A 25,708-nucleotide genomic window follows, 5' to 3' on the forward strand; every position below is an offset into this window, starting at 1 on the left:
ATGCGTCTACTCATTAACCCCAGTTTTGTATCAGCATTTTATAAATGCCAAAAAAAGAACAGGGTTTACAGGCAAGTCCACCTCCGTCTTTGATCGTATCACTTTTCAAATTTCGTTACCGTGGATGGCCTCCAAGTTTTTCCTTTCACCACCAGGCCACTTCTCAAATGCATGGGCAGGCTCTAAGGCCTTATAGGTTTCAAGAGCGAAAACTTATGTACCGGACCATGAACTTACAACGGTCTAGTACTTTCTTTCATGGGGTATGTCAGGGATAAAACGGCCATACCCTGGGTGATTTGAGGAGAAATTATTTAACACTTGACTCATACTTAACTATTCTGTTACGGGTTTCATCCATACAGGATAGTTGAGTTAATACTCTTTCCCAATATGGTATTTTGGTTTTTCGCCAGATCCTAGCAAGTTCGCTACGATATAAAGTATTAACTACGGCTTTTGTATTTTCAAACAGCTTATTGGCAGTAATTTTTAACAAATATGAATTTAAAGATTTGAGTGCGTTTACAGTTGTACATGTCACTTTGCGTATTTCGGCAGGATAATTATAAAGCTGATGTATATGCTCAAAATTATTTTCCCATATTTTGACAGCTAGCGGATGATCTTTTACCCATTTGTTTTTTAAAGATTCACAGGCTGTTTCGGCTGATTTTAGATTAACTGCACCATACACTTTCTCACAATCTGCACAAAAGTCTTTTTTTAATTCTTTTGAAGGAATGAATTCTGTAGAATTTATGATTAAATGGGGAATGCTACACTGAACAACTGTTTTAGGAAATATGGAATGTATTGAATTCTCTAGATCATAAGATACCTCATTCACACATAAAAACAAAATATCGTTAACTCCTCTATCTTTTATTGAATTTAAGATGTCGGCCAGTTTGGATTTATCGTCAGAAAAGGCCTGAATATGTAATAATTCTTTGTTCCCTTCAGTGTTAATTCCATAAAAAACGTACACAAAGCTGGATTCAATATTCTTTATTTTTACGTCAATACGATCTACAAAAACGAAACAGTATATATTTTCAAGTGTGAAATTTAATTGTGGTACATTTCGTTCAGCAAATTTATCACCACAATTGAAATCATGACATTGTATTTGTCTTGAATGTGTTGGTAAACCTTGTTTGTTTGCAAATTCAATTAAATTTTTATTATTTTCTTCTTCTCTAAGTGATTGATTTTTGTATTCATTACTATTGATATAATTAGAGAATTCTTTTCTAAGAGTTAATTCTATATAAAAACTATTATCCTTTATCGAAAAATATGAAGTAATTAAATCTTTAATAGGGTTATTAATATATATTAGCTTATTTTTAGTTTGGTCATAAAGTAGTGAGTTATCTTTAAATAGGATTTCATTGTCCGTTTTTTTTAATTTGAATGTAATATCATGATGTAAATTATGATATAAAAGCAGATTAGCTGTTGCATCGTTTATATTTTGCTCGATATTGAAATAATTCTTGATATTAGTAAGTTCAGTAAAACATCCTTCATTTATGTTTTCAAAAATTTCATATATGCATAAAATATTGTAAAACAATCTCATAATGTCAGTAGGCAACTGAGTGGTTTTATCTTTGGGTAAATCTTCTGCAATATGTTCAAAATTACGTTTACGTTTATTTGAAGCTTGTCTAATTTCACTCTTGTACGGGTTTGCATCTTCATAACCGCATGATTCTTCACCATATGCTAAGATAAAGGCAGTATAACTATATAAAAGATAAATAATATTAGTTTTTGTCGATTCTGCTTTTAACAATCTATTATAGTTTGATTGCGATAACAGCTCAATAAAAGCTAAGAATTTATCTGTAAAATTCTTGGTGTAGCTAGAGTTTATTTGGTGGTTATCAGTGCTATTCTGTAGTTGAGTTTTTAATGAATCCTGTACCTTGTTAACCAAAATTTGCAGATTATTATCATGCTCTAGAAAAGATTTAACTGATTTGTATATATGCTCGAAATCTTGGTTGTTATTACCGATATTTTCTTGTAATTTGTTTGAGATTTCAAAAAATTCTTTAATGGCTGATCCAGTTTTTTTTAAATCAAATTTAGTGCCTATTGATTCTGAAAGTTTCGTGGCTATTTTTAATTTTTGTTTCCTCGTCTTAATTTCAGCAACGTTTTTTAAATATATAAACAAGTGTTCTCTGTCAATTGTAATATGAGTTGTTTTGCTATTTTTTCTTATCTCATTAATTTTTTTATCAATTTGTTTTAGAAAAATGTTCAGTGTTTCTTTCGGCATATTAAGTGCTTCAAGTGTTTTATTTAATGCTTTTAGACATAAATTAAGGTCATTATTAATGCGTATGTTAAAATCATTAATTGAACTTATTTCTTCAGGTTCAAAATTGCGTTCTAAATGTTCGTTTAATTTATCTATTATTGGTTTTATACTGCCATCAACGGAATACCCTTCGAATTGCATTTTATCAAAAAGGCTGCGATTCAATTTAGATAAACCTTTTCTAAAGCAAAAATAAATGTCAGTCCAAAACTTAACGTTTTTTTCTAATTCTTTGGTGGTGATTGAAACATCCATACCTAAAATTGTTTTACATGTTCTTTTTAGATTCTTTACTATACATGCTGTGTTATGGGGGATAGTAGTAGCTTCTTGGTCTTTATTTGATGTAGCTATATCTTGTTTGAACTGTGGAACCCAACATTTACGCGTGGATTTGTCTTTATCTTTGTCTTTCTCTTTGACTAAATAATCGCAAATCGAAATAACTTCATTGATGTACTTATCATCATTGAGTTTTTTACGCCATTCGTCATGATATTTTTTTACTATCGATTCTTCACCTCGTTTTTTTTCATCCTTTGACATTTTTTTATTCCTACTGTTTTAACTTAATCTCAGTTATTGTTAATCAATCGGTTACGACGATACAAAATCCTCAATTGATTTATTATGTAAATATCAATTTCGTGTTCAAATGTGACAATTAACGATAGTTTATTGTTTTTGGGGGGGCATTGTACTAGCGTTTGTTCACATTATTGTAATCAAGCTAAAAAACGAATGCGATTTTCGGATGTGGTCATGATAGTGCTGCAGATCAATTGTTATGGGCATTGTTTACTTAATGGTAGCACGTTTTCATTTGTAAATCTCCTCTGTTACTTGGCACAGGAAAGAGAAGGAAATTTTTTTGTAAAAAGTACCTACTTCTGGGCATTAGTAGGTAGGAACAGTAGTTTTACAGGAGAACCACAATGCAAGTAACCGAAGTTATATCAGTCACTACACCTTCCACCACACTCAGCCAAATCACCCAGGATCAGCTGCAGCAGGAATTCAACTTTCTGCGGGCGGAGCAGATTACCAGAACCATGCTCAACCAAGGTCTTATAACGGCTGATGAGTACCGGAGGATCATGGTAGAGAACACGATCACTTTCCCGACATTTATCTCGTCTATCCTTTGATTATTAAGTTGCTATAGGTTCGACACAGAGCAACTATGTTACCAATTCAACAGGAGACGAGACTATGAAAAAGATAACCAAAATTGAGTCTGTGACCACGCAGCGCAAGAAAAAATTGCGGGTTGCGGCTTACTGCAGAGTATCAACTGCAAGTGATGAACAGCTTGTCAGTCTTGAGACTCAGAAGGCTCACTACGAAGAATACATCGCATCAAATCCAGAATGGGAGTTCGCCGGACTCTACTACGATGAGGGACTTTCAGGAACCAAAAAGGAAAAGCGTCCGGCACTTATGCAGATGATCACGGACTGCGAGAACGGGAAGATTGACTTTATTGTCACCAAGTCTCTAAGCCGTTTTGCCCGCAACACCACCGACTGCCTTGAACTTGTTCGCAGACTCCTGAAACTTCACATTTCGATTTACTTCGAGAAGGAGAACCTCAATACCGGCTCCATGGAAACCGAGCTGTTTCTTTCTGTAATGAGCAGTCTGGCAGAGAGCGAATCAGTTTCAATTTCGGAAAACAACAAGTGGGGAGCCCGGCACCGCTTTGAAAACGGCACTTTCAGATTAAGTTATGCACCGTACGGCTACAGTCTCACTGACGGAAAGCTTGTCATCAATGAGGATGAGGCTGAGCAGGTTCGGTTTATTTTCAATGAAACGCTGTCCGGGAAAAGCGCCCGTCAGATCGCAACCGCTCTGAATGATAAGAAGGTCCCTTCAAAGAGAAACGGCATGTGGACTTCTGCCTCGGTGCTAAACATTATGCGAAATGAAAGGTATGTCGGGGACTGCCTTTATCAGAAAACCTACACGGACTTCCGGCTCAGACGCCACATAAACCGAGGTGAGGTCGATCAGTTCTATGAAGAAAATCATCACGATGCCATTGTAAGCAGAGAGGTTTTTGATGCTGTCAGCAAGGTTATCAATCAGGAGCATAAGGAGAAGAACAGGTCTGAAGGAAATCTGAAGTACCAGAACCGTTATGCCTTCAGCGGGAAACTGCTCTGCGGTGAGTGCGGCTCAGTCTTCAAACGTAGGATCAACATTACCGGAAAGCTCAAATATCCGGCATGGGTCTGCAGTGTTCACCACAAGGATCGAACCCGATGCTCAATGAAGTATGTGCGTGAGTCAGTTTTGGAGACAGCTTTTACAACCGTGATGAACAAACTGATTTTCGGCAGAAAAGAGGTGCTGCAGACACTTCTTGATAACCTGACCACCCAATCTCACAAGTCAAGACTTCGCAGAATTGATGAGGTTGAGAGAACTTTAGAGGAAATGCAGGACCGCAAACGAAACCTCACCTCCATTATGACAAAGGGGTATCTGGACCTTGCTGCTTTTACCCGCGAGAACAATGAAATTACGGCTGAGACAGAAAAGCTGATGGAAGAACGTGATCAGCTTAAGTCTGAAATCACCGGAGATCTGAACAGAACTGAATCATTGAGGGACATCATTAAATTTACGGGTAAAAGCGCAATGCTGTCGAGCTTTGATGCGGAGCTTTTTGAAAGGTTCGTTGATCACATTGCTGTGGTTTCACGGACTGAACTTGAGTTTCATCTGAAATGCGGAATGAAGGTTAAGGAGATGGTTGAATGAGACAGAACAACACTTTTTTAGGTTACCGGATTGAGGATGGAAGGGCTGTGGTTCACGAGAAGGATGCCGCTAAAGTCAGACTGCTTTATAAGGGATATCTTTCGGGACTGAGCTATATCGATGCAGCAAAGTCTGTGGGACTGGAACTGAATGCCTCATCAGTCAAAATGCTTATGCGAAACGTCCGCTATGCCGGAGATGATTTTTATCCACAAATTATAGATCGCACCACCTTTGATGCGGCTGAAAGCGAACGCCTTCGCAGGTGCAGGCTTCTCGGGAAGAAGGAAGGGCAGAGCAAAGAGAAAGCACAGAAAACAGTACCGCAAAATTTTTCATTCAGGAAGTGTCTGAAGACGTTCGGAGACCCGTTTAAACAGGCTGAGTACATTTACAGTTTAATTGAGAGTGAGGTGTAAACATGGGAACAATTAGGATGATCCCTGCCAAGAGACGTATCGGCAGCAGGGTTATTCAGGACGAAACTCCGAAGACCAGAGTGGCAGCCTACTGCCGTGTATCTACCGATACTGACGAGCAGGCAACAAGCTATGAGGCGCAGGTGGAGCACTATACTGAATACATCAAGAAGAACCCGGCATGGGAATGTGCCGGAATCTATGCGGATGACGGTATCTCCGGTACCAGCACTAAAAAGAGAGAGGAGTTTAACCGGCTTATAGATGACTGCATGAACGGCAGGGTTGATATGGTGATTACCAAGTCAATCAGCCGTTTTGCCCGTAATACCCTTGACTGCCTTAACTACATCAGAAAGCTCAAGGATAAGAACATCGCCGTTTATTTCGAGAAGGAAGGAATCAACACGCTTGATGCCAAAGGCGAGGTTATGCTCACCATCATGGCATCTCTGGCTCAGCAGGAAAGTGAGAGTCTTTCGCAGAACGTCCGTCTCGGTCTGCAGTACCGCTATCAGCAGGGCAAGGTGCAGGTTAACCACAACAGATTCCTCGGCTACGACAAGGATGAGGAAGGAAACCTCATCATCAACAAGGAGGAGGCTGAAGTTGTGAAACGCATCTTCCGTGAATACCTTGAAGGACAGAGCTTTTACGGTATCGGCAAGGGGTTGGAGGCTGATGGTATTAAGACTGCCGCCGGAAGTGAACGATGGCTCAACTCCTCCATTAAGCTTATCCTAACGAATGAAAAGTACATGGGTGACGCGCTTCTTCAGAAGACCGTCACCACGGATTTTCTGAGCAAAAAGCGTGTAGCCAACCGGGGAATAGTTCCGCAGTATTATGTGGAGAACAACCATGAAGCCATCATTCCGAAAGAGCTCTTTATGCGGGTTCAGGAGGAAATGGCGAAACGTTCAAACCTAAAAACCACAACGGGGAAACGCAGACAGTACAGTGGCAAGTTTGCTCTTTCAAACCTTGTTTCCTGCTGTCATTGCGGAGGCTTTTACCAGCGTACTCACTGGAATATTCACGGCAGAAAAAGCGTTGTCTGGCGGTGTTTGTCACGACTCAAAAAGAAGTATTCGGAGGTGGAATGCAACTCCCGTACTGTTAAGGAATCGGAACTTCAGAGCGTGGCTGTTAAGGCTATTAACGAGGTTTTTGCCAAACAGGACAGTTATATGTCTCAGCTTAAAACCAATATCGAAAAGGTGCTGAGTTCCACGAACACGGATGAAGTAGCCGGGATCGATTCAAAGATTGCCTTACTGCAGAAAGATCTCCTTAAACGTATCAAGCATCGTCAGAACTGCGATAAGCTTGGTCAGGAGATCACTGAACTTCATGAAAGAAAATATCAGTTGCAGCTCGATGATGCTCAAAAGGCAGGTGTTCGCCAGAGAATTTCAGACCTAAAATCCTTCCTAGATGAACAGAAAACCCAGATTGCCGAATATGACGAGAATCTTGTCAGAAGACTGATAGAGCGAATCACCGTCCATGATGACCACTTCACTGTAGAGTTCAAATCCGGGTTGGAGATTGAGGTTAACGGCTGAGTTTACACCCTATGAGCCCACAGAAGGCAATCTATCTTCTTGATGTTACTTATCGCTGCATAATCCGGGAGCATGAGATCAAATACTCTTATGTTCTCCTTGCCCTCGGATGAATTCAAATATGAGTTGTACCAATCTTCAATCTTTGAGTATAAATCTATGGCATTTTTAAGTTTGCTTTCAGCATCTTTACCTTTTAACTGAAGTCCTAGGTTTTTAAGCACATACTGATCCCATATAGGTTTAGATGGATCAATGGTTGCCAGCATCTTGGAACTAAATGATGCCTCTATCATTCCTGTTTTTTCATGCAGTTTTCTAAGGATTCGTTCGAAGGTGTAGTTTTCCGGATTCTTTTTAGCTTCAGTGAAAATGGCATAATATTCTTTTTGCCAATCTTCATTGCGGCGCACCTTATAGTAGCCATTGAACATCCTTTGAAATTCTGATTTGTTAGGATTTCCTGCCATTATCTCTATGTAGCGTGGTAATCCGAAACTTCTGCTCAAAGCTTCCTCAAGTATTTTTGTTGCGTCAATTTTGCCCATTGAGATTCCTTTTAGCTTAATTATTGTCGATTCGTAACAGATAAGATTGTAATATGAAACACTGTGGTAAAACAGTTGAAGGGAGCAAAGTATGAGTTTTTCGTTTAGACATTCAGCAGGATTCGGCAAAAGAGTTGAATACAACCTTATTGGAAAAATGCTGATGGAGGGGCTGGATGTTTACGTTCCTTTGGTTGATGACCATGGTGTTGATTGCGTTATCAAGAAAGAAGACGGAACTTTTATTGAAGTTCAGATTAAGGCAAGATCTAATGAGGTTAAGTTCGGAGACGGTGCTCTGTTTTCGGCAATTGCTCATGAACCAACAAAGAACTTCTACTTTGTTTTTTATTCTGATAGGATAAAAAACGATGATGGTTCTGAAGGGGCAATGTGGATTATGTCATCAGAGGAGTTCCTTCGAGAATGCGTCACAAACAAGAGTGGAAAAAATGAGGGGAAGCGTAGTATTTGGTTTAACGGCAAACGCACGAATAAGAAATCAGGAGAAAGAGAGGAATACTGCAAGCCTCAATTTAGGAAGTATCTGTGTGAGGATTTTAGTAGATTTCACTGATATGTTTTCTCTGCATATAGGTTAATATGTTCTTTTACACCTGTTGTATAAACCATAGTAGATGATCAGACACCTCTATGCACTTGTCCTTGCACGTCGAGACGGTGGTTTTACTGTCACGGGCAAAATAGAACGGTTCTGAAAGCCCTTGAAATCTAAGGGATTGCAGACTTTGATGCTTTTTTGAGCATGGCTGTAAAGAGCGATTTTGGCTGTATGTGAAAACATATCAAGGCGGAGAGATACAGGATAGTTGTGGCTACGGTTTTGCTGTTTTAGGCGGGTTGTAGATAGTGTTTTGCTTTTTTCGGAGTACAATGTGAAGCTCTCCTGATAGGGAGAGCAAGTTGACCGCGAAAGTCTCTGTCATCGGTACTTTAGATAACGAGGTATCGCATAGGTGTGTTAAGAACACGGAGTTCAAGTTTCCTAAGGAGCAAGTGTTGGATATTCGGTTAGAAAATATGAAATGGACAAGAGAGCCGAAGGAATACAAGATTGAATCCGACAGAATTGAAATCACGACAATTCCAAACACGGATTTATGGCAACAGACCTATTATCATTTTCGTAATGATAATGCACCTGTGCTTCAAGTAGAGACCGAGGAAAAGTTCTTTTCATTTATCGTAAAGACAGAATTTACAGGAAGTAAACATCGCTTTGATCAGTGCGGTATCGTGATGTACCTTGATTCTGAGAATTGGCTGAAAGGCTCCGTGGAATATGAAAATGAAAACTTTCAGCATCTCGGCTCCGTTGTCACTAATCACGGATATTCTGATTGGGCGACAACGACAATTTCTGCAGATGTGAAGACTATGTGGTACAGATTCAGCCGCAGGGAGGATGACTATTGCATCGAATGCTCTACAGATGGCAATAATTACTCACAAATGAGGATCTGCCACATGTGGAAAGGAGGAGGAAAGATCTCCTTTGGTATATATGCCTGCAGTCCGGAGAATTCCTGTTTCAAAGCAGTATTTACGAATATGCAGATAACAGAGTGTGCGTGGAAAGCTCACGATGGCCAACAGCCTGATTAAAAATAAGGCAGTGCCGTAGTTCCTTACTGCGACTAAGTTAATAAGGATCCTACGAGCCTATAAAATTAGAAGAAGTTAGGGCCCCTTATTTTTGCAACAGAGACAGTACAATCTCATTCTTTTGATTGGCATTGACTAAAATGCTCGTTGATACCTGTTGGAGAATGCTCTGCCTTGTCATTTCAGCAGTTTCTGTTGTGTAGTCAGCATCCCTTATCCTGTTTCTCGCGTCACGCAAATTTTCTGGTACATTTGTTAATTTCCAGAAAAACGGTAACTTTTCAGATTTATGGTTTATATATCTGGTATCGTTACCGCATTTAGTCATGTGTTAGTCAAACATAAATCATCTTCCGCAATACTTACGATTTGTTCTTGCGCGGGCCTCTTTTAACACCGGTATCACTCCGTAATTTGCGTGGTTTCGAATCTTTTGAACCCAAGGGCCTTCCTTTCTTGCGTTTAGGCTTCTCAACGTACTCTCCCCGAGCCTTGGCTTCAGCAATAGCTGCTTCACGGGCAAGTGTTGCCTTGTTCTTGCTGCCGAGCTGCCGGCCGCGTTTCCTTTTCTGAATCTTTCCTGCTTCCGGAAGTTTATGAACCGGGCTGTTAATCGTCTCCGTTTTTCTGCGAGTGTAATCTCTGGCAATTTCATCAAAGCTGTCCATGTTCATAGAGAACTCCTCAAAAAGATCTCTAGCCTTGACGGACATATCTCTGATAAACCGGTAGTTCCTGTTTTCAAGAAGCAGCAGTGTAATCCTGTCCATTTTCTGAATCATTTCATTGATATCAAGGGTCCTGTTCTGACAGGCCGTCATGATCGCATGTCTCAGAACAGTGGCAGCAAAGCAAATGGCGAATTTGGACATCATGGCCGCATCCGTATGCACTCTTGTCGTGTCAAAGCCTTCCTGGGATTTAAGAATCCGGTACTGTACTTCAGAAGCCATCCTCAGTGCATACAGATCGTAGGTTTTCCCCGCCCCGAAATCACGGGATGACAGCATTGAGAAGAACCCCTTGTCCCTGAGCGTTTTCCTCCACGCCTCATAATTACATACGACACTGAAGCTGCCGTCCGGATTCTTAACCGATTCCAGAAACGGCTTGAACTTTGAAGGGATACTCGGTTCCTTTCCTCCGGTGCAGTCTTTTTCCGCCTTTTTCATTGCCTCGCTCAGGGCCAGATTAAAGTCACCGCCCCTGTAGCAGCCCCTGACAGAGGAAAAGTACAGGTTGATTATCCCGGTATCAGGAGCTTTTTCCCATATTTGAGCTTCTTTCGATAAGCCATAGAGGTACTTTTTGTCAATGAGGCATTCAGGATTGAAAAACAGACGTTCTCCACAGTCGTTCAATACCGTCCTGTATCCTTTAATTTCTCCCGGAATCATAATGACAAAATCAAGTTCCAGCTCTCTGAGTGTTTTGACAACCTCGCTAGAGCAAAAGCCCCTGTCCAGAATAACCCCTTCCACGCCAAGTCCGTATCCTTTCAGGAAGTGAATGATCTTCTGAAATGCCTGAGCATCTACTTTCCCGCCCGGATTGACAAAATATGAAACCGGCTCTCCGGTCTCAGCAGCAACGGCATAAATGCATCCGACGATAGTCTTTCCACTGTGAGACTTGTTTTCGCCGTGTTCTGCGTAATCACTGTCTTGCATCTGGCAGTCATTGTTAGAACCATCAATGCAGAGCCAGACCTTCTCCAGCCCTGTTTTAACGCATCTCTTAATCCAGAGTTCACGGAATTCGGTATGCATTTCCTCAGTAAGTCTGTAAGTGAAGATATTCGAAAGAGTGGCATCACTGAACAGCTCATTCGAGAAAATCACTTCCTTTCTCATTCTTTCCGGGAACATCTGGGTTACATCCCGGCGATCCAGAATCGAATACATGGAATAGTCCATAATGACATTGGCATATTTCGGGCCATATGTGTCCTGAAGAACCTGGTAAAGCCCGTTTTTACAGGAAGCTCCGAGACACAATCCGTACATTCCGACGCACACTTCGTATCCTTTCGGATCGTTAAACTTTGAAAAAACCTGATCCCATATTTCCGGGTAAAGCTTGCGGTACATGTCATTGGGATGCATTGTGGTTTCCGAAGTAGCCACTCCGATGACAGTTCTCTTCTTAGTCAAAGCATCCATCAGGTAAACCCTGGCATCGGAATGATTGATGTAAGCATCTTCCGGAATGGGTATTTCCGGGCGTTCCCTGTATACGTGACTCATTAATTATATATCCTAAATCTGATGTTACCAACAGGTATGATTAGATTGTAGAATATATAAATATATTTGTAAACTCATAAATGAGGAAAAAACCATTATTTTGCAAGGATTTGCAGCTTATTGCACCGGATATAACAATTAGCAATTTTAATTACCAATGTTACCGTTTTGGTGGAAATTAACGACATTAAAAGAAATATTCTGGAGAGATTTTTAATTCTGTAGCATCGATTGTAAGCAAGAATCATAAAGAGAAAAATGCAAAGATGTTGGTGTATTGGGCTATTGTTGCAAAGTACGGGCAGGAGAAAGGATTAGAACTTTATCGCCATATAAAACCTTTGTTATAAAAGCAGTGCCGGGGTAATCCCAGACACCGCTGACGATTCTCTAAACTAAGACAGGCATTTTGGCTTTTCTATCTTGGTAACCTTGTGTTTCTCCTTCTGATTGAGTAATTTTCCTGAATGAGTGCGAAGCCATTTCTGCCTCAGTTCGTATTTTCTCCCGTTCCCTAAATTCCTCAGGTTCTATGCCTTCCCTTTTTTTGAGCAAGGCACGCAATAATCTTCCCTGGTTGGATCAAACTTGTAAATTGAAGTTTCTCCGCAGATTGGGCATTTATAGATAACAGGATTCTTTGAAACGTCAATGCGGTAGGTTTTGCCATCTGGTGTGGTAAAATCGATGTAGAACATAGTGCGTAATCCTCTATTATTTTGCTGTTAGTATTTACGCTCTATGTGAAAGATATAGCAAGTGATTACTTAAAGACTACTTATCTATCCTCTTATACGAACTGCGCGGATAGATGAAATTATAAGGATCTGGCAAAAACTAGGTTTCTCACGTCGAGACCGTAGTTTTACTATCGAGGGAGAAATAGAACTGCTCTGAAATCCCTTGAAATAAAATGGTTTGCGGAGTTTGATGCTTTTTTGAGTATGACAGTTTAACTAAAACTCTGATGTCCGGTTTTTGGGGGACTAAAATTTTTCGTGTCCACCCACAGGGGTACAGTTTATGTTATAAGATTTTTAAGATGGTTCGAGGATTGGAGATCTGTCCAACCGACAGATTGGGGAAATTTTTTCATTCTCAACGTAGGAAGCAGAGAAGGAGAAAACTCAAAAAGCAAACAAACTTTGACATTATGTAAGTCCGGAGTTTTTCAGGAGAAGATTCCGGTGGCAGAATTAACGAACGGTGAGCCGGAACAGTAACAGTGAAATTCCGGCTTTGCGCTTCAGATAATGTAGTCATTTCCGATAAGATTATTTTTGCGATCCACAATATCCTGGATGGAGATACTTTCAAGATATTTTGTAATAACCTCCTGAAGTCCTGTCCATATGAATAGTGTGCAGTCTTCCCTTTCTTCTTCGTTCAAAGTATTGTCATTCGTAGATGATATGGGAGAGATGTTGTTTTCAGTAAGTTTCAGAATTTCGGCTACGGTGTATTGACTGGGGTTTTTGGACAGACGATAGCCACCCTGTGTTCCCCGGTTGGCCTGAAGGATATCTGCTCTGTTTAGGGACGGAATGATCTGCTCCAGGTATTTTTTGGAGATGTTCTGTCTCCTTGCGATATCCTTAAGTGCTATAAAGCTGTTGTCATAATGTTCTGCCAGATCCACGAAAAATTGAATTGCATATCTTCCTTTGGTTGAAATCTTCATATACACTCCAAAATTCTGATTTATCAAAGGTGTTTCAGTAGGGTTGTGGCTCATGTCCCCTGCCAATGGTGCTTTGTTTGCTTTAAAAGATATTATAACAGTCTTACTTGCTAACAGCATTACGGAAAGTTCATCTGATTATTTGTACTTTTCCGGTATACTAGCAACAGTTAATTTTTGTGAGAAGTGTAGGGAGAATGAGAAACATGCTTAAACAGATGTCGGCAGGGCTTGTAACATGTCTGTATTTAGGGATGGCTACCCTATCTCAGGCCTCAGAAAACGATACGCTGGTGGTGTATTTTTCAGCATCCGGAAGAACTGAGACCGCGGCCATGACTATTGCCGGAGAACTGAAGGCTGCTACCTTTGCCATTAATCCGACAATTCCGTATTCGGTAAAGGATCTGGATTATCGGAACCCGGAAAGTCGGTCATCCAGAGAGCACAGGGATTCTGCTTTGAGACCGGATTATTCAGGGGAGGTGGCAGAATGGGATAAGTACGAAACTGTTTATATTGGTTATCCCATCTGGTGGGGAGAAGCTCCCAATATTGTTTACACCTTTGTTGAGAAGCATGATTTTGCTGGAAAAACTGTCATCACGTTTTCAACTTCTGGAAGCAGCGAGCACGGTGCCAGTGGTGATCATCTGGCAGAAAAAGCCGGAGCAGGAAACTGGAAGACTGGAAAACGTTTTTCAAGCACTGTGAACACCTCGGAGATTAGAAGGTGGATTAAGGAAAGCAGATAGTTTATCTCTTTATGCAGATATCCGGAATTCATTTTTTTTCCGTCTCTAAAAGAATGCTTTTCGTTTTTTTTCTATCTGGGAAATTTTGTTTTAAAAACACTGACTGTATCAGTGTTTTAAAAATGAAAATGTAATAGAATCGCCAGATGATGGGCTTTTTCAGGAGGCTTTTCCGGTTCTCGTTTCCGGATTCTCCGCCGTGTTACGAACAAGGGAGCGTTCATGGTAGCAGTAAGAACTAACCATGTCGGCCAGGACTTTGATTTAAAGGTATGGGCCAGAGGCCTTCATATAAAAGACTCGGATCGCGATGAAATTCTTAAGGTGTTCGCCTATTGTCACGATCATATGCCGGAAACTCTGGCGGAAGAAGAAAAACTGGCTAAGAGAGCTGCAGAAATAGTTGGTATTCTTCTGACACTTCATATGGATCTTGATACCTATAAGTCAGCTATTCTCTATCCCCATCTTGAAGAGCATTTTTTTACTCTTGAGGAAGCCAACAGAGATTTTGGTCCCCGTATTTCTAGAATCCTGCATGGTGTCAAGGATATGGAGGCCATTAATTTTATGCATAACCTCTCTTCCGGGGCGATGGTTTCTAATGAGCAGGTTGATACCATAAGACGGATGCTGATTGCCATGATTGAAGATGTACGTGCCGTGGTAATCAAGCTGTCGGAAAGGATTGCGGTTCTTCGCGAAAGCAAGAACATGGATGAGGAAATTAAAGTGCTTTTGGCCAAGGAGAGTGCCAATATTTACGCTCCTTTGGCTAATCGTTTGGGGATCGGGCAGCTTAAATGGGAACTGGAAGATCTTTCCTTCAGATATCTCCAGCCGGAAACCTACAGACAGATTGCCAGTCTTTTGGATGAGAAGAGGATTGACCGGGAAAACTATATCAACAATTTCGTCGAGGAGCTGTCCCAGGCGTTGAAAAGAGCAGGAGTTGAGGCTTCTGTATACGGTCGTCCCAAGCATATCTACAGCATTTGGCGCAAAATGCAGAAAAAGCATCTGGCTTTTTCCCAGCTTTATGATGTCAGGGCAGTACGAGTGATTGTTAAGCATGTTCGTGATTGCTATGCCGCCCTGGGGATTGTTCATACTCGTTATCATTTGATTCAGAGAGAGTTTGACGACTATATAGCAAATCCGAAACCCAACGGATATCAGTCCATTCATACCGTAGTTCTGGGGCCAGAAGGAAAGGCGGTGGAAATTCAGATTCGTTCTGAAAGCATGCATAAGAATGCCGAACTGGGAGTAGCTGCCCACTGGAAATACAAGGAGGGGGATACCCAGGGAATTAATTCCGAGTATGAAAAACGGATTGCCTGGCTCAGAAAGATTCTGTCCTGGCAGGAAAATATGATGGAATCCGGAGCGATAGTCGAAGACTTTAAAAATCAGGTATTTGAAGATCGGGTTTATGTATTCACGCCAAAGGGTGATGTGGTGGATTTGCCGGCAGGCGCCACGCCACTGGACATGGCCTATCAGATTCATACTGCTTTGGGACACCGTTGCACCGGAGCTAAAGTTGGCGGCAGTATCGTGCCTTTTACTTACCGGCTTCAGACCGGAGATCAGGTTGAAATTATCACACAGAAGGAAGAAAACCCAAGTCGGGACTGGATGAATCCTTCATATGGATATATTGCTACCAGCAAGGCCCGCAATAAAATTGCGGCCTGGTTTAAGAGACAGGATCGAGACAAGAATATTGAAGAAGGCCGGGCGCTTTTACAGAAATCTATGGAACAGCACGGGATCAAGCTTGAAAGATCCGAAATTCCGGAGCTTCTGAATGAGGTTCTTAACAAATACAATGCCCGGGATCATAAGGATATCTATGCCAAACTTGGATCCGGAGATATTCGCATTAATCAGCTGATGAATTTTCTTGAGGAAAAATTCAAGGAAAAATATGATGCGCCGGACAATACAGAAGAGCTTCAGAAAACTATTGAACAGAACCAGCAGCAGTGGCTTAACAGTGCCAGGCAGGCCAAGGGGAAGAGCCAGGTTATGGTTAACGGAGTGGGTAATCTGGTTACTCACATGGCCAGATGCTGTCATCCGGTGAGAGGAGATGACATTGTTGGTTTTATTACTCACAGCGGCATAACAATTCATCGGAGAGGCTGCGATCAGCTTAAGCTTATGGTGCAGAAGAGTCCGGAGCGTCTGGTGGAGGCTGAGTGGGGGGAGAACTATTCTCAGGGGTATGCGGTAACGATAGTTATCGAGGCTAACGACCGATCTGGGCTGCTTAGGGATATCACCACCATTATAGCGAACGAGAGAATCAACGTGCTGGGGGTGTCTTCCAGTTCCAATACCAGAATGCAGATGGCTAAAATAATTATCAGGATGGAAGTTTATAACATCAATGATCTGACCAGAACCCTGTCCCGTCTTAATCAGATGCCGGATGTTATATCGGCAAGAAGAGAATAACCTGGGCACCTTCCTGTCTGATTGGGGCTGTCTCCAGATATGCTCTCTCGGAATGTCAGGGCCATTTCGAGGATTGTGGTCAGGACAGAATCTTTATGAACCCAGTTATCAGTATTGCGTTAACGAAGTCAATGAAGAGAGCTCCAACCATGGGAACCACAAAAAAAGCTTTGGGGGACGGACCGTTGGCCACGGTCATGGTATCCATGTTGGCCATGGCATTGGGAGTTGCCCCCATTCCGAATCCGCATTGTCCGCAGGAAATAACCGCTGCGTCATAGTCCTTGCCCATAATGCGGAAGGTTATGAAATAGGAAAACAGGGCAATAATAACACATTGTGCAGCCAGTATTGAAAAAAGAGGAACTGCCAGTTCCTTGAGTTCCCATAGCCGCATGGACATAAGAGCCATGGCCAGGAAAAACTGCAAGGAAATTTTTCCAATGATGTCAATAGAGGGAATGGCGATGTCATGACCGGTATGATCTGTGATATTGCGGATAAGCGAAGCTGCCACCATGGGGCCCAGGTATGCCGGGATAATAATGTTCATGCCGGAAAGCCATTTGACGGCCAAACATCCGGTCATGATTGACAGAGCCGTGACAAGTGCTGCTCTGAAGAGACTCCCCTCAGTTATGTGATGAACCTGAGAAGAACCGTTATTCGGAACATCGTCCGAAACCGAATCCTGTTTTTTGCATGTTATCCGATGTTTTGCCAGGAGAAGCTTTCCAACAGGCCCTCCGCTGACTGAACCGGCGATAAGTCCGAAGGTGGCACAGGCCACTGATATCGAAAGTCCTCCGGACAATCCGAATTTCTCAAGTTCCGGGCCAAATGCGGCAGATGTGCCGTGCCCGCCGGAAAGTGAAACAGAGCCGGCTGCAATTCCCAATAAAGGATGTTCACCGAAAAGAGAGGCGATGGATATTCCGGCCAGATTCTGGCAAATTATCAGAAGTGTTGAACAGACCAGAAAAAGAAGTACTCCAATTCCGCCCCGTACCAGTATTTTGGCGGAGGCCATAAAGCCGATACTGGTGAAGAAGGCCATCATGAATACATCTTTAAGTCCGGATTCATATGTGAAGTCGCATATCCGGAATTCATGGAGAGCGAAGGTCATAAGGGCAAAAAATACACCGCCGATTACCGGAGACGGGATATAGAATCTTTCAAGAAATGGCACAATTTTTTTTATGAAATGACCAGCTATAAGAAGTGCCGTGGCAATTCCAAGTGTTGTTACCATATCAAGATGATACGTCAGTACTTCGCCATCTGACATTGCCGTTCCTCCGTAATTCGGGCGTTTTCCGGTTATTCCGGCCGGCTTTGTTGTCGGAATGAGCGGAATGTGATTTCAAAAGAGACTATTTTATCAGAAACGTCGTCTGTTATGAGAATTTCGACAAAATTGAGGCAAGGTGCTGTAACCTGTGAAGCCGTTTTTCGTTCAGATGATGTGATTATTGGTTGTTAATGAAATGGAACATCAAATGAAATACTTCAAACACGCAATTGTCTCGTCCCTGGTATTTTTCTGCATGGGGTTTAATGCGGCCGGTGCATTTTGCACCAAGGCTCATAGCGATGTGCATCCGTTATGTTCCAGATATATCGCTTTCAGCGAAGGAGTAAAAGAGTCCTGTAAAAACTGCGGTCGTGACGGTGCCTGCAAGTCAGATGTCAGCCTGTATATCGCTAATACCCTGACAGATCAGGAACTTCTGAACTACATGAAAAAGGAGCGTCTGTCCCGTCCTTCCTGCCGTTAGATTCACATAGTTCATTACGGGATTTTATTTTCTGAACCGGATTCCCGGTTGTTGAATGCCGGCTCATTTGATAAAATAGGTGCGGTCTAATTCCTGACAGCATAGTCGGAAGCCATGTCTTCGATTGTGCTGTTTTTTATTTTCAGAAATGTGGTTTTCTATGGTCAGCAAAACAAACACTAAATTTATTTTTGTTACCGGAGGGGTGGTTTCATCTCTTGGAAAGGGTATTGCCGCCGGTTCCCTTGCGGCTCTTCTGGAAGCCCGCGGTATTGACGTAACCATGCTTAAACTGGATCCCTACATCAATGTTGATCCAGGTACAATGAGTCCGATTCAGCATGGTGAGGTGTTTGTAACCGAGGATGGTGCCGAAACCGATCTGGATCTGGGGCATTACGAGCGTTTTATTCGTACCAAGATGACCAGGAACAATAATTTTACCACCGGCAGGATATACTCGGATGTCATCAGGAAGGAACGGCATGGTGACTATCTCGGGGCAACTATTCAGGTTATTCCTCATATAACCAATGAAATTAAGGAGAAGGTTCTTCAGGGTAGCCATGGGCATCAGGTAGCTATTGTTGAGGTTGGCGGCACAGTAGGTGATATTGAATCGTTGCCGTTTTTGGAGGCTCTGAGACAGCTGGCGGTAGAAATTGACAGACAGAATGCCATATTCATGCATCTTACTTTGGTACCTTATCTCAAGACATCCAATGAAATCAAAACCAAGCCGACACAGCATTCCGTGAAGGAGCTTCTGAGCATTGGTATCCAGCCTGATGTGCTTATTTGCCGTTCCGATACCAATATTCCGGTACCGGAAAAGAAAAAGATTGCTCTTTTCTGCAATGTTGGAGAAAAAGCTGTTATTTCTCTGAGAGATGTGGATTCCATTTATAAGATTCCGACACTGCTTAAGAATCAGGGACTGGATGATTTCATTGTTGCCCGTTTTGGCATTGACTGTCCTTCAGCCGATCTTTCCGAATGGGAACAGGTGGTTTATCAGCAGGCCAACAGCGAAGGAGAGGTTGTGGTCGGAATGGTCGGCAAGTATGTGCAGCTTCCCGATGCCTATAAGTCGGTTAACGAAGCACTGAAACATGCCGGTCTTAAGAACAGGGTTCATGTAAAGATCAAGTATATTGATTCCCAGAGTGTCGAAACCAATGGTGAGGAAACACTTGAGGGGATTGATGCGATACTGGTTCCTGGCGGTTTTGGAAATCGCGGAATAGAAGGGAAGATTATCGCTGCCCGCTACGCCAGAGAGCACAATATTCCTTATCTGGGCATTTGTCTGGGAATGCAAGTGGCAATTATTGAATACGCCAGAAACGTGGCCGGAATGACCGGTGCAAACTCCTCCGAATTTGACAGGGACTGCCAGTATCCGGTGATAGGACTCATTACCGAGTGGGTTAACAAGGAAGGTCAGATTGAGGAAAGAAGCGAGGAGTCGGATCTTGGCGGTACCATGCGTCTCGGTGCTCAGCAATGTCATCTGGCAGATGGTTCCAGGGTGCGTGAGCTCTATGGAAAGCCGGAAATATATGAAAGACACAGACATCGTTATGAGGTTAACAACAATCTGCTGCCTCAGCTTGAAGCGGCTGGACTCAGAGTGACCGGACTTTCCGCAGACAGACAGCTGGTGGAGATCGTAGAGGTTCCGAATCATCCGTGGTTTGTGGGAGTGCAGTTCCATCCTGAGTTTACTTCAACACCTCGAGATGGCCATCCGCTGTTTTCCGGTTTTATAAAGGCGGCTATGGATTATCAGTCTCAAATGAGACATACCCCGCAGTAACGATCGGATATTTTCTGAAGCCCCGGTTAATTTTCCGGGGTTTTTGTTTTCATCGGGTGATTATTTTCGGATCGGTGTTTTTTGGGAGGGAGGATTTTACCGTCCCGTATTTGTTGTTTTTTAGGGATGGAGACATTATAATCACATGTCGGGAGTGAGCGGTTTGCTGTATGGATAATCTTCTTATTTCCCGTGTGCAGAATTTAAGATGACTGCGTTTTGCAGTCTTTTACTTATAACCCCCATGAGGACTTATATATAATGGCTAAGATCACTAAGGTAATTGGTCGTGAAATTGTTGATTCACGTGGTAATCCTACTGTAGAAGCTGATGTTTATCTTGACGACGGTTCAATGGGCCGTGCTGCAGTTCCTTCCGGAGCTTCTACTGGTGTTCGCGAGGCTCTTGAACTCCGTGACGGAGACAAGAGCCGCTTTGGTGGCAAGGGTGTTCTTACAGCTGTTAAGAATGTGAACGAAATTCTTGGACCGGCTATTGTCGGCATGGATCCGGTTGATCAGCGTGCTGTTGATAAGGTTATGCTTGACAAGGATGGCGATCCTTTCAAGAAGAATCTTGGTGCCAATGCCATCCTGGCTATCTCTCTTGCTGTAGCCAAGGCTGCTGCTCAGTCCAAGAAGGTCCCTCTTTATGAGCATATCTCTGATCTTAATGGCACTCACGGTGTTTATTCCATGCCTCTGCCCATGATGAACATCATCAACGGCGGTGCTCATGCTGCATGGTCTATGGATATGCAGGAATTTATGATTCAGCCTGTTGGTGCCAAGACTGTTAAGGAAGCAATCCGCATGGGCGCTGAAGTTTTCCATGAGCTTGCCAAGGTTCTCAAGAGCCTCGGTCAGCCTACTACTGTAGGTGATGAAGGCGGTTACGCTCCCAAGCTTGCTGGTACTGCCAAAGCTATGGCTGCAATCAAGGAAGCAGTTGAAAAGGCAGGATACAAGTTTGGCGAAGACATCACCCTGGCTATGGACTGCGCCTCTTCCGAGTTCTATGATGCTGAAGCCAAGCTTTACAGAATGAAGGCTGAGGGCAAAGATTTTACTTCCAATCAGTTGGCTGACTTCCTGGCTGACCTTTGCGATCAGTATCCTATTATCTCCATTGAAGATGGTCAGGCTGAAGGTGACTGGGATGGCTGGAAGTATCTTACCGACAAGATTGGCAGCAGATGTCAGCTCGTTGGCGACGATCTCTTTGTAACCAATCCTTCAATTCTCAAGGAAGGCATTGAGAAGGGTATTGCCAACTCCATTCTGATCAAGGTTAATCAGATTGGCTCTCTTTCTGAAACTCTTGATGCCATCCAGATGGCTCACAAGGCTGGCTATACTGCTATTGTTTCTCACCGTTCCGGTGAAACTGAAGACTGCACCATTGCTGATATTGCTGTTGGTACCGCAGCAGGCCAGATCAAGACCGGTTCTCTGAGCCGTTCCGACCGTATGGCTAAGTACAACCAGCTTATCCGCATCGAAGAAGAGCTGGGTTCTGAGAAGGCTCCTTATGCTGGCCGTAAGGCTGTTAAGGGCCAGAACTAATCTTCTGATTTAGGGCTGAATTTTCAGAAAAGGAGGGGCGCTCTAGGGTGCCCCTTTTTTATTACCTGAAAACAGTCCTTTTCAGGTGATGTTAAGTGCATAATGTTCAAATGTCAGTAGCATAGATTATAATGTTCCTGGTTTCAGAGGGGGCGTTATGCGCTATATCAATGTCATCTTAATTCTGCTGATTATTTATCTCGGGCATACGCTGGTACATGGTCCTAACGGACTGCGCCGCTACCAGCAGGTTACTGCGGAGCTCAGACAGGCGAAGGAATATACTAAAAGCCTGGAGGAGCGTAACATGATGATGAAAATAGACATTGAATCGCTCAAAAAGACAGAAGGTTCGGGAACGGTGGAGAATCTCGCCCGTTCAAATCTGGGGATGATTAAATCAGGTGAGGTATTTTATAGGGTAATTTTTCCGAACAGGCAGGAGGTTTCTGAACACAAATGACCGCACTGATTGATATTGTAATTCCTGCCGCCGGAATAGGAAAAAGAATGCAGGCAGCTCTGCCGAAGCAGTATCTTTCGTTTGCTTCTAGTACCATTCTTGAGGAAACTCTGAAACGTGTTTTGCGTTTTTCCCGTTTAGGAAGGATTATTCTGGTACTTAATCCTGAGGATCAGTATTTTAGGAAAACCTCTTTAGCCGGTAATGACAGAATTGTGACCGTTTCCGGAGGGGCTGAAAGAGGGGACAGTGTTCTTTCCGGTATCAGAGCGGCAACCACGGAATATGTAATGGTTCATGATGCAGCAAGACCGTGCATCATGATGGCGGATCTTGAGAGACTGTCGTACGATGCTTCTACCGATAATGGCGGTGTTCTGGCAGTTAAAATACCTGATACCGTAAAACGTGGAGATGACAGAAACGTTATTACGGCTACAGTTTCTCGGACAGGCCTTTGGAGGGCTCTTACCCCACAAATGTTTAAGAGAAAGCTTCTTATTGCCGCCTATGAAAAGGCAATGGCAGATGGACAGGTACTGACTGACGAAGCTTCCGCCATGGAATATGTCGGTTATCACCCCCTGCTGGTTCCGGGATCGAGTCTTAATATTAAAATCACAGAGCCTCAGGATCTGGCTTTGGGAGAGTTGTTTTTCAGGGAAATGGACTGAAAGGAGAGATGATGATATTCAGAGTCGGACATGGTTTTGACGTGCATCGGTTTGGGGGCGAAGGTCCGGTTATTTTGGGAGGTGTCAGGATTCCCTATGAACAGGGATTAATAGCACATTCGGACGGAGATGTGGTTCTTCATGCCCTTGCCGATGCCCTTTTGGGCGCTTCTGGGCTTGGAGATATAGGTCGTTTGTATCCTGACAATGATGACCGTTTTTTTAATATCGACAGCAGAATCCTTCTCAGAGATGTCTGGAAAAGGGTTCATGAGAAAGGCTGGAAGCTCAGTAATGTTGATATTACCATCCTGGCTCAGGCCCCCAAGATTGCACCGGTGGAACATGAAATGCGTAGCAATATTGCTCAGGATCTAGGCCTTGATGCCGATGCAGTCAATGTTAAGGCCACTACTACCGAGAAGCTGGGATTTACAGGAAGAAAGGAAGGAATTGCCGTAGAGGCCGTAGCCCTTATTTTTAAGGATTAGCGTTAATGAGAATTCTGATAAGCAATGATGACGGCATTTACGCCGAAGGCATAAACCGGCTTTATGAGCAGGTATCATCCGAATATCCGGATACCTGGGTTGTGGCGCCGGACCGTAATCAGAGCGCGGCCAGTCATTCTCTTACTTTGGACAATCCTCTGAGAACCCAGGAAATTTTCAAAAAGAATTTTACTGCTGTCAGAGGGACTCCTACAGACAGTGTTTATCTGGCACTGAATTCTCTATTGAATCCCAGGCCGGATCTTGTAATATCTGGTATTAATGAAGGGGCTAATCTGGGAGATGACGTTATTTACTCGGGAACTGTAGCTGCTGCTATGGAGGGGAGGTGGTGTCGTTATCCCGCTCTGGCAGTGTCTCTCTGCGGTTCTCGCTTTTATGACACCGCGGCCGCTTTTGTGATTAGGATTCTTCGTAAAATTCAGGAAACTCCGCTTCCTGGACAGCAGATTCTGAACGTGAACGTTCCGGATCTTCCTCTGTCTCAGATAAAGGGGATTATGGTGACACGGCTGGGACGTCGCAAGAATTCCGAAAGCATCATTGAAAGTCAGGATCTCAGAGGAGCCCCCATATACTGGGTAGGTCCGCAGGGCAGTCCAGTGGATCGAGATAAGGATACCGACTTCTGGGCGGTGGAAAACGGATATGTTTCGGTGACGCCTCTCCATGTTGATTTAACAGCCTATAACAGTTTGGATGATCTGGGGGACTGGGCGGGCATGGTGTAGTTTTTTATGAAGTTGTTTACCGGTATTTACGACTATTGTATAAACCTGTCAAAGCATCGTCTGGCGCCGGTTTTTCTGACGGGAAACAGTTTTATAGAATCGGTATTTTGGCCGATTCCTGTGGATATAATGCTGGCACCAATGTGTCTTGCCAAACCTGAAAAGGCGCTTCATTACGCTTTTTTGGCCACGGTGTCCTCAGTTTTGGGAGCTGTTTTAGGGTACGGACTGGGATATTATCTCTATGACCCATGGATTCAGGATATTGTAATCAGATTTGGCTATGAGGATGCATTTGCTCGGGCTTCGGGGTATTTGCACAGGTTTGGGGCTCTGTTTATAATCATAGGATCCTTTACTCCGTTGCCCTATAAGATAGTAGCCATCTGTTCCGGGCTTATTGCATCGCAGCAGGCGGGGATCGGATTGGGGGCGGGACAGCTGCATCTGGTACCGTTTATTCTGGTCTCATTTCTTGGGCGGGGAATGAGATTTTTTCTGATTGCACTGGTGATTAAAATTGGCGGTGCTAGAATGGAACAGAAGCTTAGGCGCTATATCGACATTATCGGATGGCTGACACTGGTTCTGGTGGCTGTGTTTTTCTGTTACTACATGATAAAGGACTGAGTAATGCTACGGAGAACTGCAATTTTGACAATGTCGGGTATTATTGCTTTTGCAACAGGGGCCTGCACCACGTACACCGGCAGTGGCTATTCAGCCCGGGAGCTGACGGGAGATTACCGTTCTTCAAAGGTTCATAATGGTACATATACGGTACGTGCCGGAGATACGCTTCATTCGGTGGCCTTTGCTAATAACATTGATATGAAAACTCTGGCATATATCAATAATCTTCAGAAGCCCTATAACATATACAAAGGACAGGTGCTTATTCTGGATCCTTCCCGGGTGGGGGTTCAGACCTATCGGGTACAGAAAAACGATACTGTCTATGCGATTTCCAAAAAATTTGGCGTACCCATAAAGGATTTAGTACGGATTAATGATATTGATACCAATTACATCATTATGGTGGGGCAGCTTTTGGTGGTAAGCCGCAGGGCACCGGCTTCGATTTCTCGTACCGATACATCGCGTCTGTCAGCTCCGGCAACTGTTTCGGCAGCAGCCAGCAATCCCCAGGGACGGCCGGAATCTGCCAGAACAGATCAGAAAATAGTGCGTTCTGATAATACTGTCAGGCCTCTGGTATCCCGTAGTGACAATGCGCCTGATATGACGGCTTCGGACAGCAGAAAGAAGGAAAATACCAAGGCGGTGGAGGATGTCAGGGTTCCGGCTCAGGCTCGGGGCAGTATTAGCTGGAAATGGCCGGCTTCCGGAAGAGTAATTGAAGGATTTTCAAGCTCGGAGCACGGTAATAAGGGAATTGATATCTCCGGCCCCAGGGGGGCTGACATCAGAGCAGCGTCCGGAGGAAAAGTGGTGTATTCCGGTAATGCTCTGAGAGGATACGGGAATCTTATCATTATCAGTCATAACGACGATTTTTTGTCCGCTTATGCCCATAACGATTCAAATTTGGTGCGAGAGGGACAGCAGGTCTCAAGAGGTCAGGTTATTGCAAAAATGGGTGATTCCGAATCCAAATCGGTACGCCTTCATTTTGAGATCCGTTATCGCGGACAGACTGTGAATCCCATGAAATACCTGCCGGCTGGAAGAAAGTAGCGCATAGTCTGCTGACGGTTCGCGGGGTATCGCATTTGTTGTACTGTC

Annotated in this window: 25 protein-coding genes; 18 read left to right on the forward strand and 7 right to left on the reverse strand. The window is 43.3% G+C overall.

All coding sequences use genetic code 11. From position 1 onward, the window contains the following. The coding region (locus F557_RS22915) for a hypothetical protein (RefSeq protein ID WP_211209511.1) at positions 1–196 on the forward strand (196 nt) is incomplete at its 5' end. A gap of 114 nt (positions 197–310) precedes the next feature. Here the strand turns inward: F557_RS22915 and F557_RS20950 are convergent. Then, a complete protein-coding gene (locus F557_RS20950) occupies positions 311–2,884 on the reverse strand; it encodes a transposase (RefSeq protein WP_019000868.1) in 2,574 nt (857 codons plus the stop codon). Between the two features lie 389 nt (positions 2,885–3,273). Here F557_RS20950 and F557_RS0103475 point away from each other — a divergent pair, with 389 nt between their 5' ends. The 4 genes from F557_RS0103475 (at position 3,274) to F557_RS0103490 (ending at position 7,094) form a co-directional block, all read left to right on the forward strand. Further along, entirely contained in the window at positions 3,274–3,486 is a 213-nt protein-coding gene (locus F557_RS0103475) for an SHOCT domain-containing protein (protein WP_019000869.1), read from the forward strand. A 64-nt stretch (positions 3,487–3,550) separates the two neighbouring features. Then, complete coding sequence (locus F557_RS0103480) at positions 3,551–5,107, forward strand: recombinase family protein (RefSeq protein WP_019000870.1); 1,557 nt, start codon at positions 3,551–3,553, stop codon at positions 5,105–5,107. Beyond that, positions 5,104–5,526 carry a hypothetical protein gene (locus F557_RS0103485; protein ID WP_019000871.1) on the forward strand — a complete coding sequence of 141 codons (423 nt, stop codon included), beginning with the start codon at positions 5,104–5,106 and terminating at the stop codon, positions 5,524–5,526. Before F557_RS0103480 ends, F557_RS0103485 begins: the two co-directional genes overlap by 4 nt. 2 nt (positions 5,527–5,528) lie before the next feature. Then, a complete protein-coding gene (locus tag F557_RS0103490; RefSeq protein WP_026297729.1) occupies positions 5,529–7,094 on the forward strand; it encodes a recombinase family protein in 1,566 nt (521 codons plus the stop codon). Positions 7,095–7,096: 2 nt separating this feature from the next. Here F557_RS0103490 and F557_RS0103495 read toward each other — a convergent pair whose 3' ends face one another. Beyond that, on the reverse strand, positions 7,097–7,642 hold the full coding sequence (locus F557_RS0103495) for a hypothetical protein (RefSeq protein ID WP_019000873.1): 546 nt from the start codon (positions 7,640–7,642) through the stop codon (positions 7,097–7,099). A gap of 91 nt (positions 7,643–7,733) precedes the next feature. On the opposite strand from F557_RS0103495, the gene F557_RS0103500 reads away from it, so the two are divergent. Together F557_RS0103500 and F557_RS0103505 are read left to right on the forward strand one after the other, a co-directional pair. After that, complete coding sequence (locus F557_RS0103500; protein WP_019000874.1) at positions 7,734–8,219, forward strand: hypothetical protein; 486 nt, start codon at positions 7,734–7,736, stop codon at positions 8,217–8,219. Positions 8,220–8,659: 440 nt separating this feature from the next. Further along, on the forward strand, positions 8,660–9,268 hold the full coding sequence (locus tag F557_RS0103505) for a DUF1349 domain-containing protein (RefSeq protein ID WP_425425333.1): 609 nt from the start codon (positions 8,660–8,662) through the stop codon (positions 9,266–9,268). 85 nt (positions 9,269–9,353) lie between these two features. On the opposite strand, the gene F557_RS0103510 is transcribed toward F557_RS0103505, so the two are convergent. The 4 genes from F557_RS0103510 to F557_RS0103525 form a co-directional block, all read right to left on the reverse strand. Then, the gene (locus F557_RS0103510) at positions 9,354–9,596 is read right to left on the reverse strand and encodes a flagellin (protein WP_019000876.1); all 243 of its coding nucleotides are present in this window, start codon (positions 9,594–9,596) and stop codon (positions 9,354–9,356) included. A gap of 34 nt (positions 9,597–9,630) precedes the next feature. Continuing rightward, the gene (locus tag F557_RS0103515) at positions 9,631–11,514 is read right to left on the reverse strand and encodes a transposase (RefSeq protein ID WP_019000877.1); all 1,884 of its coding nucleotides are present in this window, start codon (positions 11,512–11,514) and stop codon (positions 9,631–9,633) included. Between the two features lie 530 nt (positions 11,515–12,044). Next, positions 12,045–12,212 (reverse strand): hypothetical protein, encoded by a 168-nt coding sequence (locus F557_RS22110; RefSeq protein ID WP_157617737.1) that lies wholly within the window; start codon positions 12,210–12,212, stop codon positions 12,045–12,047. A 548-nt stretch (positions 12,213–12,760) separates the two neighbouring features. Beyond that, complete coding sequence (locus F557_RS0103525; RefSeq protein WP_026297731.1) at positions 12,761–13,195, reverse strand: RrF2 family transcriptional regulator; 435 nt, start codon at positions 13,193–13,195, stop codon at positions 12,761–12,763. 206 nt (positions 13,196–13,401) lie between these two features. On the opposite strand from F557_RS0103525, the gene F557_RS0103530 reads away from it, so the two are divergent. Together F557_RS0103530 and relA are read left to right on the forward strand one after the other, a co-directional pair. Then, positions 13,402–13,950 (forward strand): flavodoxin, encoded by a 549-nt coding sequence (locus tag F557_RS0103530; RefSeq protein ID WP_211209512.1) that lies wholly within the window; start codon positions 13,402–13,404, stop codon positions 13,948–13,950. A gap of 222 nt (positions 13,951–14,172) precedes the next feature. Continuing rightward, a complete protein-coding gene (gene relA / locus F557_RS0103535) occupies positions 14,173–16,416 on the forward strand; it encodes a GTP diphosphokinase (protein ID WP_019000881.1) in 2,244 nt (747 codons plus the stop codon). Positions 16,417–16,495: 79 nt separating this feature from the next. Here the strand turns inward: relA and gltS are convergent, their stop codons facing one another. After that, the gene (gene gltS, locus F557_RS0103540; protein ID WP_019000882.1) at positions 16,496–17,707 is read right to left on the reverse strand and encodes a sodium/glutamate symporter; all 1,212 of its coding nucleotides are present in this window, start codon (positions 17,705–17,707) and stop codon (positions 16,496–16,498) included. A 211-nt stretch (positions 17,708–17,918) separates the two neighbouring features. On the opposite strand from gltS, the gene F557_RS0103545 reads away from it, so the two are divergent. The 9 genes from F557_RS0103545 to F557_RS18660 all read left to right on the forward strand — a co-directional run bounded on the left by F557_RS0103545 (position 17,919) and on the right by F557_RS18660 (position 25,660). Further along, positions 17,919–18,197 (forward strand): hypothetical protein, encoded by a 279-nt coding sequence (locus tag F557_RS0103545; protein ID WP_019000883.1) that lies wholly within the window; start codon positions 17,919–17,921, stop codon positions 18,195–18,197. Between the two features lie 160 nt (positions 18,198–18,357). Continuing rightward, positions 18,358–20,016: a CTP synthase gene (locus F557_RS0103550; protein WP_019000884.1), complete on the forward strand. Its 1,659-nt coding sequence runs from the start codon at positions 18,358–18,360 to the stop codon at positions 20,014–20,016. A 261-nt stretch (positions 20,017–20,277) separates the two neighbouring features. Beyond that, positions 20,278–21,582: a phosphopyruvate hydratase gene (eno, locus tag F557_RS0103555; RefSeq protein WP_019000885.1), complete on the forward strand. Its 1,305-nt coding sequence runs from the start codon at positions 20,278–20,280 to the stop codon at positions 21,580–21,582. 157 nt (positions 21,583–21,739) lie between these two features. After that, on the forward strand, positions 21,740–22,045 hold the full coding sequence (locus tag F557_RS0103560) for an FtsB family cell division protein (protein WP_019000886.1): 306 nt from the start codon (positions 21,740–21,742) through the stop codon (positions 22,043–22,045). Beyond that, positions 22,042–22,719, forward strand: a complete 678-nt coding sequence (gene ispD, locus F557_RS0103565; RefSeq protein ID WP_019000887.1) for a 2-C-methyl-D-erythritol 4-phosphate cytidylyltransferase — start codon at positions 22,042–22,044, stop codon at positions 22,717–22,719. Before F557_RS0103560 ends, ispD begins: the two co-directional genes overlap by 4 nt. Positions 22,720–22,733: 14 nt before the next feature. Further along, on the forward strand, positions 22,734–23,210 hold the full coding sequence (gene ispF, locus F557_RS0103570; RefSeq protein ID WP_211209530.1) for a 2-C-methyl-D-erythritol 2,4-cyclodiphosphate synthase: 477 nt from the start codon (positions 22,734–22,736) through the stop codon (positions 23,208–23,210). 5 nt (positions 23,211–23,215) lie between these two features. Continuing rightward, the gene (surE, locus tag F557_RS0103575) at positions 23,216–23,962 is read left to right on the forward strand and encodes a 5'/3'-nucleotidase SurE (RefSeq protein WP_019000889.1); all 747 of its coding nucleotides are present in this window, start codon (positions 23,216–23,218) and stop codon (positions 23,960–23,962) included. A 6-nt stretch (positions 23,963–23,968) separates the two neighbouring features. Then, positions 23,969–24,592 carry a YqaA family protein gene (locus tag F557_RS0103580; RefSeq protein ID WP_019000890.1) on the forward strand — a complete coding sequence of 208 codons (624 nt, stop codon included), beginning with the start codon at positions 23,969–23,971 and terminating at the stop codon, positions 24,590–24,592. 30 nt (positions 24,593–24,622) lie between these two features. After that, positions 24,623–25,660 carry a peptidoglycan DD-metalloendopeptidase family protein gene (locus F557_RS18660; protein WP_019000891.1) on the forward strand — a complete coding sequence of 346 codons (1,038 nt, stop codon included), beginning with the start codon at positions 24,623–24,625 and terminating at the stop codon, positions 25,658–25,660. Positions 25,661–25,708 lie beyond the last annotated feature (48 nt).

Source organism: Succinimonas amylolytica DSM 2873 (assembly GCF_000378405.1).
Classification (GTDB): domain Bacteria; phylum Pseudomonadota; class Gammaproteobacteria; order Enterobacterales; family Succinivibrionaceae; genus Succinimonas; species Succinimonas amylolytica.